At 41.2% G+C, this 13,571-nt stretch carries 7 protein-coding genes; 6 read left to right on the top strand and 1 reads right to left on the bottom strand.

What is annotated here, in order from left to right; all coding sequences use genetic code 11:
* Window positions 1–36 precede the first annotated feature (36 nt).
* The 4 genes from QWZ01_RS08745 to QWZ01_RS08730 all read left to right on the top strand — a co-directional run bounded on the left by QWZ01_RS08745 (window position 37) and on the right by QWZ01_RS08730 (window position 9,533).
* The gene (locus QWZ01_RS08745) at window positions 37–3,618 is read left to right on the top strand and encodes a TonB-dependent receptor (protein WP_290322923.1); all 3,582 of its coding nucleotides are present in this window, start codon (window positions 37–39) and stop codon (window positions 3,616–3,618) included.
* A 49-nt stretch (window positions 3,619–3,667) separates the two neighbouring features.
* Window positions 3,668–5,425: a RagB/SusD family nutrient uptake outer membrane protein gene (locus tag QWZ01_RS08740; protein WP_290322922.1), complete on the top strand. Its 1,758-nt coding sequence runs from the start codon at window positions 3,668–3,670 to the stop codon at window positions 5,423–5,425.
* A 139-nt stretch (window positions 5,426–5,564) separates the two neighbouring features.
* Window positions 5,565–7,691: an alpha-L-fucosidase gene (locus tag QWZ01_RS08735; protein ID WP_290322921.1), complete on the top strand. Its 2,127-nt coding sequence runs from the start codon at window positions 5,565–5,567 to the stop codon at window positions 7,689–7,691.
* 42 nt (window positions 7,692–7,733) lie between these two features.
* Window positions 7,734–9,533 (top strand): glycoside hydrolase family 35 protein, encoded by a 1,800-nt coding sequence (locus tag QWZ01_RS08730; protein ID WP_290322920.1) that lies wholly within the window; start codon window positions 7,734–7,736, stop codon window positions 9,531–9,533.
* 57 nt (window positions 9,534–9,590) lie between these two features.
* Here the strand turns inward: QWZ01_RS08730 and QWZ01_RS08725 are convergent, their stop codons facing one another.
* The gene (locus QWZ01_RS08725) at window positions 9,591–10,622 is read right to left on the bottom strand and encodes a LacI family DNA-binding transcriptional regulator (RefSeq protein ID WP_290322919.1); all 1,032 of its coding nucleotides are present in this window, start codon (window positions 10,620–10,622) and stop codon (window positions 9,591–9,593) included.
* 285 nt (window positions 10,623–10,907) lie between these two features.
* On the opposite strand from QWZ01_RS08725, the gene QWZ01_RS08720 reads away from it, so the two are divergent.
* Together QWZ01_RS08720 and QWZ01_RS08715 are read left to right on the top strand one after the other, a co-directional pair.
* On the top strand, window positions 10,908–12,560 hold the full coding sequence (locus tag QWZ01_RS08720; protein WP_290322918.1) for a glycoside hydrolase family 28 protein: 1,653 nt from the start codon (window positions 10,908–10,910) through the stop codon (window positions 12,558–12,560).
* A 14-nt stretch (window positions 12,561–12,574) separates the two neighbouring features.
* Window positions 12,575–13,570: a pectinesterase family protein gene (locus QWZ01_RS08715; protein WP_290322917.1), complete on the top strand. Its 996-nt coding sequence runs from the start codon at window positions 12,575–12,577 to the stop codon at window positions 13,568–13,570.
* The last annotated feature ends 1 nt before the right edge of the window (window position 13,571 follow it).

The raw sequence follows: 13,571 nt of genomic DNA, 5'->3' as shown, positions 1-13,571 counted from the left end.
CCAGTTTCCTAAAACCGCTTAAATCAAAGTAAAATTATGAAATTTTTACTACTTAAATTTTTTTCTGTTCCAAAAAAGAGCGCTGTACATTTAACCATACTTCTCCGTATTATGAGGTATACCACCATTACCTTTACAGTTTTACTTACTTGTTGTAATATGCTGTTTGCTCGTGTAACTAATGGCCAAACCATCAGGGACATAAGCGTAGCTATGAGCGTTACAAACCAAAGCCTAAAGTATGCTATCAAGCAAATTGAAAAGCAAACCGACTTTAGGTTTGCCTACAAAAACGATGAGCTTAAAGCATACAATAATGTTACCTTGCCTGCAGGCAATCGTACAGTTGAAGAAACGCTAAAATTGTTATTAGGCCAAACCGACCTGATGTACAAACAACGTAACAATTACATTCTTTTAGTGCCAAAACCCGTTGCCCCTGTGCAAGCTGAAACTAAAACAGAGGTGATAATCCCGGCTGCGGATATTACCATAAAGGGTAAGGTTACCGATAAATCAACCGGCGAAGCCTTAATAGGGGTTTCAGTACGTGTTAAAGGCGGTACTAATGGTGTTGCTACTGATTTAAATGGAGCGTTTTCCATTACTGCCCCTGACAATGCAGTTTTGGTAGTTTCTTATCTGGGTTATGTAACCGCAGAGGTATCTGTTGACAAGAGAACAGCTATTAATATCGCTTTAGATGCCTCATCAAAAGGTTTAAGTGAAGTTGTTGTTGTTGGTTACGGTACTCAGAAAAAGGTAAATCTTACAGGTTCTATAGCTACTGTAAACAGCGATAAATTAGAGAACCGCCCAATGGTAAACCTTGGTGACGGATTACAGGGACTTATCCCTAACTTAAACGTAAGTTTAGGTGGCGGTCAGCCAGGAACGGCGGCTACATTTAACGTACGTGGTGGTACCACACTTAGTTTGGCAAATGGTGCCGCAGCTACTACTCCATTAGTATTAATTGATGGTGTTGCACGTGACCCCAACCTGATTGACCCTAATGATGTAGCCAGTATAACTGTGTTAAAAGATGCGGCTTCAGCTGCTATATATGGCGGTAGGGCTGCCAATGGCGTTATTCTAATCACCACAAAAAGCGGAAAGATCGGCCCTACACGTGTAAATTATTCTGGTTCTTATACCATTTCAAGGCCAACACGCTTGGTTGAACAGGTAAACTCGCTTGATTATATCAAGATGTTTAACGAGGCTAACCGCACAGGTTTAAAAAGTGGTGGTTATTCAACCACACCTTTTACTGCGCTTGATTCTACTATGGCGACGGCTTATTTTAATGATCCTGCAAATAACCCAACAGGTTACCCCGACCCATCCAACCCCAAAAGGTACCGCTATGTAGGTAATACCGACTGGACAAAGGTTTTATATCCGGGTTGGGCCCCTCAACAACAACACAATATTTCTGTTTCGGGTGGCGAAGGTAAAACCACTTTCTTAACCAGTTTAGGCTATTACAGGCAGGATGGTCTGGAAAAATCTGCCAATCAGGTTTACCAGCGTTATACACCAACCTTAAAGGTTAACTCTGATGTGGCTAAGTGGTTAACACTTGGCTTAAACATGAGTATGACCCATACTGATAATAATCAACCAGCATCCACCCGTATCAATCAGGGAGGTGCATGGTTGTATTCCAACATTCCGCCGGTAATGCCGGTTTATAATCCTGATGGTAATTTTGCAGGACAGGGTAATTACACCAACCCACTGGCGGTTAACGCATTATCAGGGCGTGATATTGATTCGCAAAATGATTTTTGGACAACTGGTCGTGTAATCATCAAACCAGTTGATCATGTATCAATAAACGTTGACTACACCTGGAACGCATTAAATGATAACCGTAAAGCCAGTTTGATACCGTTTAATGAGTACGGTGTTGATGGTACGTTCCTTGATATTTACCCATGGACAAACCCATCGCAAGTAATTGAAAACAAAACAAACAATAATTACAATGCTTTAAACGCCTTCGCAACTTATGAAAACAGGTTTGGCAAGCATTACTTAAAGGCATTGGTTGGTTATAACCAGGAGTATCAGCATTATCAATTAGGAAGTACTTTAGTTAAAAACTTGATTGATCCAAACCTGCCGGCATCTGGCATCAACAATGATCCTAAACCACAGGTTGGCAGTGTTGAAACAGAATATGCTCTTGTTGGTACCTTCTCAAGGTTGAATTACATTTATGATAATAAATACCTGGTAGAGATTAATGCCCGTTACGATGGTACTTCACGCTTTCAGCCAAACAGCCGTTATTCATTCTCTCCATCTGCATCGGTAGGCTGGAACGTTGCCGAAGAATCATTTATGGAAGGTATAAAAGGCACACTTAATCAACTGAAATTAAGAGCTTCATATGGCCAATTGCCTAACCAACTGGTACCGGGAACAGGCTCAACTGGCCAAATGCTTAATATGCTGGCAACCTCTTTAGCTTCATCGGCATTCCAGTATCCATATATCGCGGTACAAAAAACCGGCTTGGTTAATTACTTATTAAATGGTCAGCAAGGTATATTGGTAGGTGCCCCTGGCCTTGTAAGTTCATCCTTTACCTGGGAAAAGGTACAAACCAAAAACTTTGGTTTAGATTATGCATTATTTAATAGTAAGCTGAACGGTTCATTTGATTACTTCATCACCAATATTAAAGATATCCTTGCTCCGGGAGCACAAACACCATCTACATTGGGTGCTCCTGTTCCGCCGAGTAACTCTGCCGCGGTTACTTCTCATGGCTGGGAGTTTAGTTTGAATTATGCTGATAAGATCAACGAGTTAAATTACAGCATTACTTTAGGGTTATCCAACACATCAAACACCCGTGTTACCAAATATGCAGGTAACCCAACTCAGAATATCAGCGATCCTAACAACTTTGTACAAGGTCAGGATCTGGGAAATATATATGGCTACATTAATCAAGGCTTCTACAAAACAGATGCCGAGGCTGCCGCTGTTGATAATTCAGCATTGGCTGGTTACCAATGGCTTGCCGGTGATATAAAATATAAAGATCTGAACGGCGATGGCAAGATCAATTATGGTAACAACACCCTGGGTAATATGGGTGATAAAACCTTAATAGGTAATACTACAGCTCATTATAAATTCGGTTTCAACTTAAATCTGTCATACAAGAACTTTGACTTTGCTACCTTTATTCAGGGTGTTTTAAAGCAGGATTTTTATCCTAACGAGTACGTGTTCTACGCATTCAGAGATGATGAGTACAGTATCCCATCGCAAATGACAACTAACTACTGGACACCAACCAACACTAACGCCTATTACCCGCGTATCAGGTTTAGCGGTGGTGGAAATGAGCAGGCGCAGGATAAATATATTTTAAATGCTGCTTATGCCCGTATTAAACAATTAACATTTGGATATACTTTGCCTTCGGCAATTGTTAAGAGTATCAAATTGCAAAAACTTCGGTTTTATGTTACCGGTGCCAACTTATTTACGTTCACATCGCTTAACAAAAGCTATGACCCGGAAACTGCCACAAACTTTAATACATACCCGCTTAATAAGTCATTATCATTTGGGGTACAAGCCACATTTTAATCAAAGTATATCCATTAAACTGGTTTAACAGATGTTAAAAAATATAACAATGAAAAATAAATATATCCTATATATAGCCTGTGCAACACTAACCGTAGTTGCATCTTGTAAGCGGGAAAGTTTCCTTAACAGGGCACCCCTCAGTGATATTATTCCGGCTAACTTTTTTAAAAATGAAACCGATCTGCAATTGTATTGTAATCAGTATTATTCTGCATTAACCATACAGAACTTTTTAAGAGCTGATGATAATTCTGATGATAAGGCAAATGCTACTTTAAATCCAATTTTGGCAGGTACTTATACTATCCCGAGCGCGGCTACGCATAATTATTCTGGCAGTACAACTTTAGATTTTAATTCAAATACCTCAGGTACGGTAATCAATAGCAATACGGTAAATGTTAACCAGTCAGGTACCGATTGGGATTTTGCACTCATCAGGGCTTGTAATTTTTTTCTGGCCAATTATCAAAAGGCTAATATTCCTGATGCTACCAAAAATATTTATGTAGGCGAAACACTGTTTTTTAGAGCCAATGATTTTTGGAAAAAGGTGAAAGCTTTTGGAGATGTGCCTTACGTAAACCACTACATTGTTGATACTTCAAAATCTGTTTTATATGGGCCAAGAATGCCGCACAAGCAAGTGATGGATTCCGTATTAAAGGATATCAATTTTGCAATAGCCAACTTGCCGGCAGCTCCGGCCAACGGACGCTTGGGTAAATACGCCGCTCTTGCTCTAAAAGCACGTGTTTGCCTGTGGGAAGGAACTTACAGAAAGTATGCCGGAGCAGGTGATGAAACTACTTACTTACAGGCAGCATCTGATGCGGCCGAACAGATCATGAATTCAGGTTTGTATAAACTATATAGTACAGGTAACCCAACATCTGATTATTATAATCTGTTTATTCAAGACGAGTTACAGGGAAATCCAGAGGCTATATTGCCTATGCGTTACTTACAAAGTATCTTGATGAATGGTATTGACCGCTCATTAGGTGAAGCTGCTGATGGTTACAGCAAAGATTTTGTTAACTCTATTTTATGCTCAGATGGTTTGCCAACTTCATTAAGCCCGCTTTATAAGGGTGATGATACTCCTGAAGATGAATCAACGAACCGTGATCCGCGTTATAAGCAACAGATTGCGACAAGAGGTTTCGATTTTCTGGCTGGCGACATTATTACGCTTCCACGAATCGGTACTACCGTCACTTCAACCGGCTATCAGCCTATTAAAGGTCGTTCAAGCCTTTTGGCCGCATGGAATGCCAATGCCTCTACTTATGATTTCTTCATTTTCCGTTATGCAGAAACACTGTTGATTGAAGCAGAAGCAAAAGCCGAATTGGGCCAGGCCACACAAACCACTATTGACAACACAATCAATAAGTTGCGCGACAGGGTAGGCATGCCGCACATGATCATTGCCAATCTGGTAAAAGATCCTAAATCTAATTTCCCTACGCTGCCAGTTTTGATTGATGAGATCCGCAGGGAGCGCCGTATTGAACTGGGTTCTGAAGGTTTCCGCTTTGATGATATTAAAAGATGGCGTGCAGGTACATTGATCAACAATCCTAATACCATATTGGGTATGAAGCTTACACCGGCTTTACGCGCTCAATATACAGCCGCTAAACTGGATGTAAGCAGTGTAGTTGTTGATGCCAATAATTATATACGTCAATATCCAAGTATTACCAATCGTACCTGGAACGATAAAATGTATCTGCTGCCTATACCAACAGACGAGCTAACTTTAAATCCAAATATTAAACAAAACCCCGGATGGTAAGCAGTAAGCAAAGGATATAATACCGATGCGCAATTTCAGTCCTGTTTGATTAACTTTAGGATGTATCAAACAGGACTGAGTTGTTTTAAAACCATCCTAAATACATAAGTTTACCTATCTGAAATCCATTTTAAACAGAATGAAAAAGTTAACAATTGTTGCCTTATTGCTGGTAAATGCATTAACTATATTTGCACAATCAGCTCCCAAACCTTATGGCGTTCTGCCATCACAATTACAGCTACGTTGGCAGGAAACAGAAATGTATTGCATAGTGCATTTCAGTATGGCTACCTACACGGATAAGGAATGGGGATTTGGCGATGAAAGTCCAAATATTTTTAACCCTTCAAACTTTAGTGCCCTGCAAATAGTAGGGGCTGCTAAGGCTGGCGGCTTTAAAGGTATAGTGGTAGTGGCCAAGCATCATGATGGCTTTTGCCTTTGGCCAACTAAAACAACCGATCATAACATTAGCAAAAGTAGTTGGAAAAACGGCAAAGGCGATGTGGTGAAAGAATACCAGGAAGCCTGTAAACAACTGGGTATGAAAATGGGCATATACTGCTCACCCTGGGACAGGAACAATGCATCGTACGGCAAACCGGCATATGTAACAGAAGTTTACCGCAAACAGTTGGAAGAGCTTTACGCTAATTATGGCCCCTTGTTTATGTCATGGCATGATGGCGCCAATGGTGGCGATGGCTATTATGGCGGCGCACGAGAGCAACGTAAAATTGACCGATCTACCTATTATGGCTGGGACACTACATGGGCCATTACCCGTAAAATGCAGCCCGGCGCGGCTATCTTTGGCGATGCCGGCCCGGATGTGCGTTGGGTAGGTAATGAAGAAGGTCATGCCGGTGAAACTTACTGGGCAACTTTTACTCCTGAAGCTGCGGATGGTAAAATACCATCAAATGGTAACGTAAAATATGAAACAAGCCCGGAAGGTACCCATAACGGAAAATTCTGGATCCCGGCAGAGTGTGATGTGCCGTCAAGACCAGGATGGTTTTACCATAAAACGCAGGACGGGCAAACCAAATCGGCCTATACCTTACTTGATCTTTACTATAAAAGTGTAGGCCGCGGTGCCTGCCTTGATCTTGGTTTATCACCAGATAAAGACGGTGTGCTGACCGATGAAGACGTACAGATACTTAAACAATTTGGTACAGTTATTAAACAAACCTTTGCAGTTAACGAGTTAAAGGGGGCGACTTTAAAAGCAAGCAATGTGAGAGGGAGCAATGCCGCAAAATTTGGGACAGCCTTTTTGCTTGATAATGACCGCTACACCTACTGGGCTACTGATGATGCGGTAACAACACCTTCGTTAACTGCAGATATGCATACCCCTAAAACATTTAATGTGATCCGTTTACGTGAAAACATAAAGCTTGGCCAGCGTATTGAAGGTGCCGCTGTTGATGTTTGGCAAAATAATGCCTGGAAAGAAATTGCTACTGTTCCTACTATTGGTGCAAACCGTTTAATCCGTTTATCGCAAAATATAACTACCAGCAAAGTAAGGCTGCGTATTACAGGTTCCCCTGCAGCAATTGCACTAAGTGATTTCGGATTATTTAAAGAACCGGTACACTTGTCTGCACCGGCAATATCGCGCAGTATAAAAGGTGAGATAAGCATCAGTACAGATGCTCCTGTAAGTAGTATTCATTATACCACTGATGGTACCGAACCTACATCAAATTCGCCGGTTTACAAGCAACTATTTGACTATAGCAATGGTGGTGTTGTAAAAGCAATAAGCTTTGACGGTACTACTGCACACAGTGAAATTAAAACCCGGGTTTTCGGCGTAACTAAAGCCGGGTGGATTGCATCTGCTCCGCAGGCAGGCGGCAACAGAATGCGCCATGTAGCTAATGCTATTGATGAAGACCCAAAGACCATGTATAACACCTGCACCAAAAATGATTCTATTGTTTTTAAACCGCAGGAAATAACGATTGATCTGGGCAAATCGCAAAACATAAAGGCCTTTACTTATTTACCACGTCAGGATAAAAATCCGGAGGCCGAGGGTATTGTTGATAGTTATAGTTTTCAAGTAAGTATCGATGGGCAAAATTGGACACAGGCTGCGGAGGGCGAATTTTCAAACATTGCTTCAAACCCTATCGAGCAAACTATTAAATTAAGTACAGCGGTAAATGCCCGTTACTTTAAGTTTATTGCCCGTCATGTGATCAAGGGAAATGGTTTTACTGTTGCCGAAATTGGGATACTGTAGCCTCATGGTCAAACTATATTTTATATAAGAACAATAAATTCTATGAAGAAGCTTTTTCTATTGCTTTTGATTTTTTCTGCCAGTTTGGTAAATGCGCAGCAAAAGCATGTATTCTCGCTTAGTAAAAATGATTTTTTGTTGGATGGAAAACCATTCCAGATCATTAGTGGCGAGATGCATCCTGCACGTATCCCTAAAATTTACTGGCGTCAGCGCATTCAGATGGCAAAGGCCATGGGCTGTAACACTATAGCCGCTTATGTTTTTTGGAACTATTTGGAGCAGGAGCCCGGTGTATTTGATTTTACTTCAGAAAACAGGAATATAGCCGAGTTTATCAAAATTTGTAAAGAAGAGGGAATGTGGGTACTATTACGCCCGGGGCCATATGTGTGTGCCGAATGGGATTTTGGTGGCTTGCCGCCTTATCTTTTAAAAATACCGGATATTAAGATTCGCTGTATGGATCCAAGATATATGGCAGCTGTTACCCGTTATGTAAACGTACTCTCCAAACAAGTTAAACCGTTGCTTTGCACCAGCGGAGGGCCAATAATCATGGTTCAGGTAGAGAACGAATATGGCAGTTATTCAAACGATCGTGAGTATATCAAAACCCTGAAAAACTTATGGGTAAATAATGGCATCAATGTACCCTTTTACACTGCCGATGGCCCAACAGCCTTTATGCTGGAAGCCGGGAGCGTTGACGGCGCAGCAATTGGTTTAGACAGTGGTACAAGCGATGCTGATTTTGAACAGGCCAGTAAACAAAACCCTAATGTGCCCGCCATTAGCAGCGAAACATATCCGGGCTGGCTAACTCACTGGAAAGAGAAATGGCAAAAGCCAGATAAGGCTGATATACTAAAACAGGTAACATACTTGCTTGAACATAAGCGATCATTTAATTTGTATGTGATACATGGTGGCACCAACTTTGGTTATAGTGCGGGTGCCAATGCGTTTAATCCAACACAATTTCAGCCCGATGTTACCAGTTATGATTATGACGCACCTGTAAACGAGCAGGGCGCACCTACCGAAAAATACTTTGCACTGCGTGATTTGATTGCTAAGTATGTAAAGTATAAGATTCCTGAGGTACCTAAGGCTATTCCAACAACCGAGGTTCCAGCCTTCCAGATGCAGCCTTTTAGCACTGTGTGGAAAGAGTTACCTGCAGCCATAAAATCGCCAGAGGTAAAACCTATGGAAAGTTTGGGTCAGTATAGTGGTTTTATTTTATACCGTACCAAGCTTATTGGTCATAAAAGCGGCAGTTTAACCATTACTGAACCCCATGACTATGCCCTGGTTTTATTGAATGGTAAACTGGTTGATTCTATTTATCGTGATGGCGGTAAATGGACTATCAAACTACCTAAAACCGATGTTAAAGATCCTGTGCTGGATATTTTAGTAGAAAACATGGGGCATATCAACTTTGCCCAATACATGATTGACCGTAAGGGTATTACCGATCGTGTTACATTAGAAGGCATGACCCTTACTAACTGGGAAATATATAAGTTACCTATTGACGAAAAGTTTGTGAGTTCGCTTAAACCTAAGTATCCCGAAGGTTTTCATGATGGTGTGTTCTTTAACGGAAGCTTTGATTTAAATAATGTTGCCGACACTTATCTTGATCTGAGTAATTTCAAAAAAGGAGTAATCTGGGTAAACGGACATAATTTGGGTCGTTACTGGAATGTTGGCCCTCAGTTTCATTTGTATTGCCCGGCAAACTGGATGCATAAAGGAAAAAATACAGTCACCGTTTTTGACCTTCACCAGGAAAAAGCCGCAAGTATCAGCGGTGTGAAAACGTTAGAATAATTTTTCGTTTTTTCAATTTTAGAAAGCCTCGTATCAAAAAGATATGAGGCTTTCTCTTTAAAATAACCTCTGTGAAGATGACCTGATGATGAGTTCAGTTTCAACCTGTTCAGTAATAAAATCCTCAATAGGCCATTTACTTTCAATTGTTTTTATCAATATCTCCGTTGCCATTTGGCCTATTTGAAATGCGGGCTGGCGTACCACGGTTAAAGGAGGATCAAATAATTCGGCTACATCCGAATTGGTAAAGCCCGCAATACCAATATCCTGCGGTATTTTTAAGCCCAGCTTTTTAAGTATATGCATACAACTGATGGTAAGGCGGTCGCTGGCTACAAAAATAGCATCAGGACGTTCATCCATATTGAGTAGTTCCTTAACAGCTAACTCTACTTCATCCTGTATCATGCCACCGTGGTTACAGTGTTTTAAATATCCCGGTTTAAAATCAAGCTGGTGCTTATCAAGAGCGGCTTTAAAACCATCAAACCTTTCCCGGCTAATGAGCAGGTTATTAGAGTTAGTTAGGTGTGCTATTTTGGTGAAACCTGCATTTATTAAAAGTTCAGTAGCATCAAATGATCCTTTAAAATTATTGGCGATGATCTTGTGGGTATTTACATCGGCTGCCACACGGTCAAAAAATACAATAGGGAATCCTTTATCGTGCAGGTATTTATATTGCGAAGTATCTGATGTTTCGGCAGATAGGGATACCAGTAAACCGTCTACATGCCTTGATAGCAAGTGCTTTACGTTGGTGCTTTCCCTGTCAAAAGATTCATGCGTTTGGGTAATGATAACATGGTACCCCCGGTTATAGGCAATAGATTCAATACCATTAATAGCCTGCGAAAAATAATCGTTAGCAACCTCACATACCACAACACCAATTGAATGGCTTTTTTGCTCCTTCAGGCTCAGGGCAATAGGGTTGGGACGGTAATTTACTTTCTCGGCATATTCTAGTACAAGCTTTTTGGTTTCGGCACCTATTTCATAACTTCCGTTTAGCGCTCTCGACACGGTTGAGGTTGATAATCCCAGCGCCTTGGCTATGTCTTTAATGGTATAAGCTTCAAACATAATTTAACTCTCAGATCCTGTAAACAATTGGTGAAGATCAAGCGGTTTATAATAATAAGGAATTATTTATTATCGGGCCAATTTACAGTAAAAATTAAGATTTTACGGCTTTGTTCAATTGCAGTTAATGTGCAAACGTTCCCGGAAACGATTGCACAGATTTAGTTGGGTATATCTTTTTTTTATTAGCAAAGAGTAATTAATCTTGTTTGGGGATTTGCATTTTTTAGGTGCTTACCACAGTAAAACAGTATCAGCCTTCAACCAATTATAAGCGTTATAAACATGTTCATCGTTAAAAGATCAATAGGTATTGCAGCTTTGCTTGTTACAGGTTTGTTAACAGCGTCGGCACAGGTTACACCGTATTCGTGGCAGCATTTACCAAAGGTAAGCAGCCCTGTATTTAAAAAGGATACGGTTAATATTGTGAACTATGGAGCCAAAGCAGATGGCATTACCTTGAACACCAGTAGTATTAATAAAGCTATTACAGCCTGCAGTGCAAAGGGAGGTGGGGTCGTACTTATTCCGCAAGGATTGTGGCTTAGCGGACCTATCGTAATGAAAAGCAACGTGAACCTGCACGTAAGCCGGGCAGCTCTTTTGCAGTTTACGGATGATAAAAGCCAGTATAAATTGATAGAGGGTAATTATGAAGGACACGCGGCCGTACGTAACGAATCGCCGATATCTGGTACCAATCTTGAAAATATCGCCATAACCGGTGATGGCATCATTGATGGTCATGGAGAGGTTTGGCGTGCCATCGGTAAAGACCGGCTCACTGAAGCTGAATGGAAAAAACTGGCGGCCTCTGGTGGAGTGGTAAGCGAAAATGGTAAAACATGGTATCCGTCTGAAAGCTTTATGACCGGTGCTAAAACACCTGGAGCGGGGTTGCTTGGTGCAGGTAAAACCATTCAAGATAATGAGGCATTAAAAGATTTTTTTAGGCCCAATATGTTAGTGCTTACCAATTGCAAAAAGGTATTGCTGCAAAATGTAACCCTGCAAAATTCACCGGCTTGGGATATCCATACTTTATTGTGCGAAGACCTTACCGTGCAAAATGTACGTGTACGTAATGCATGGAATGCGCAGAACGGAGATGGTATCGATGTGGAATCATGCAAAAATGTGTTGATTGAAAGGAGCACCTTTGATGCGGGTGATGATGGTATCTGTATTAAATCGGGTCGTGATGAAGAGGGGCGCAAACGCGGCAAGCCCACCGAAAATGTGATCGTACGTAACAATGTGGTTTACCGGGCTCATGGTGGGTTTGTGATAGGCAGCGAAATGTCTGGCGGAGCCAGGAATATTTTTGTATCTGATTGTACTTTCATCGGTACTGATATTGGCTTACGTTTTAAAACTACCAGAGGCCGTGGTGGTGTGGTAGAGAATATATTTATAAAGAATATCAGTATGCGCGATATCTTGCATGAAGCCATACTGTTTGATATGTATTACGGAGGTAAATCTCCGGGTGAAGATGGTGAAGTAAAAGATGAAGCTGTGATCCCGGTAACAGAAGCGACTCCAGCCTTTCGCGATTTTTATGTGGATAACGTTGTATGCAATGGTGCCGAAAAAGCTCTCATGATCCGTGGCCTTCCAGAGATGAGTATTAAAGGCATCCATATCGAAAACAGTACCTTCCAAACAGGCAAAGGCGTTGATATTATCGAGGCACAAAACATTAGTCTTAAAAATGTGCGATTAAACAGCAAAGACACCAGCCCGCTTATCAATATTAAAAACGGGAAAAGTATTGTGTTTGACCAGATCGCATATGATCATGCACAGTTGTTGTTTAAAATCGGCGGTAAAAAATCGGCTCAGATCCAGGTTTTGAATACAAACGAATCAAAAGCTAAAGCAAAAGTAGAGTTTGAGAAAGGTATAAATAGTACTGTACTCACAGCCAAATAGGAGATATGTTTAAAATGAAGAAATTACTTTTATTCTTATTCTCTTTTTTTACACCAGCTTTATTGTTGGCGCAGGTTGCCGCATTTCCTGCTAAGTTCACAGTAGCCCAGGATGGCAGCGGTGATTTTAAAACCATTCAGGAGGCTGTAAACGCTGTACGTGATCTTTCGCAGCAACGGGTATCCGTTTATATAAAAAAGGGCACATACCACGAAAAATTGGTTATCCCCTCATGGAAAACCAAAATTTCATTGATAGGCGAGGACAAGGAAAATACCATTATCACTAATAGCGACTTTTCAGGTAAGCCAAATCCACAAGGTAAGGATGCTTTTGGTAAGGAGAAGTTTACCACCTACACCTCATGCACCGTGTTAGTACAGGGTAAAGATTTTATTGCCAAAAACCTCAGTATTATCAATGCTTCGGGGCCGGTGGGTCAGGCCGTTGCTCTGCACGTTGAAGGCGATAGGTGTGCCATTATCAACTGCCGTTTGCTTGGTAATCAGGATACATTGTATGCAGCCACAGAAAACAGTCGTCAGTTTTATAAAGACTGCTATATTGAGGGTACAACAGATTTTATTTTCGGCGAAGCTACTGCTGTGTTTCAGCATTGTGAGATCAAAAATCTTAAAAACTCTTTCATCTCAGCTCCGGCAACTACGGCTCGTCAGCAATTTGGCTTTGTATTTTTTGATTGTGAGCTTACGGCTGTTGATAGCGTAAAGAAAGTTTTCCTGGGTAGGCCATGGCGTCCGGATGCTAAGGCTGTATTTATTAACACCGGTATGGGGGGCCATATTGTTGCGGCAGGCTGGGATAACTGGCGTAACCCACAAAATGAAAAATCCGCCTTTTTTGCCGAGTATAAAAGCACAGGCAAAGGTGCTGATGCAAGCGGGAGAGCAACGTGGTCGCACCAGCTTACTGCGGCTGAAGCAAAAATGTATACTATAAAAAACATTCTTGGTGGTCAGGATCATTGGGACGCATCATCTATAAAATAAG

The organism is Mucilaginibacter aquaedulcis (genome assembly GCF_030409325.1).
Lineage (GTDB): Bacteria > Bacteroidota > Bacteroidia > Sphingobacteriales > Sphingobacteriaceae > Mucilaginibacter > Mucilaginibacter aquaedulcis.
The sequence above is the reverse complement of the archived record's forward strand: the minus strand, read 5'-3'. Positions and strand labels throughout refer to the sequence as shown.

What these genes read in the sequence shown, in the direction of transcription:
- QWZ01_RS08745 (WP_290322923.1), top strand. Translation starts at nt 37, where the DNA reads ATGAAATTTTTACTACTTAAATTTTTTTCTGTTCCAAAAAAGAGCGCT.
- QWZ01_RS08725 (WP_290322919.1), bottom strand. Translation starts at nt 10,622, where the DNA reads ATGTTTGAAGCTTATACCATTAAAGACATAGCCAAGGCGCTGGGATTA.
- QWZ01_RS08715 (WP_290322917.1), top strand. Translation starts at nt 12,575, where the DNA reads ATGAAGAAATTACTTTTATTCTTATTCTCTTTTTTTACACCAGCTTTA.
- QWZ01_RS08720 (WP_290322918.1), top strand. Translation starts at nt 10,908, where the DNA reads ATGTTCATCGTTAAAAGATCAATAGGTATTGCAGCTTTGCTTGTTACA.
- QWZ01_RS08730 (WP_290322920.1), top strand. Translation starts at nt 7,734, where the DNA reads ATGAAGAAGCTTTTTCTATTGCTTTTGATTTTTTCTGCCAGTTTGGTA.
- QWZ01_RS08740 (WP_290322922.1), top strand. Translation starts at nt 3,668, where the DNA reads ATGAAAAATAAATATATCCTATATATAGCCTGTGCAACACTAACCGTA.
- QWZ01_RS08735 (WP_290322921.1), top strand. Translation starts at nt 5,565, where the DNA reads ATGAAAAAGTTAACAATTGTTGCCTTATTGCTGGTAAATGCATTAACT.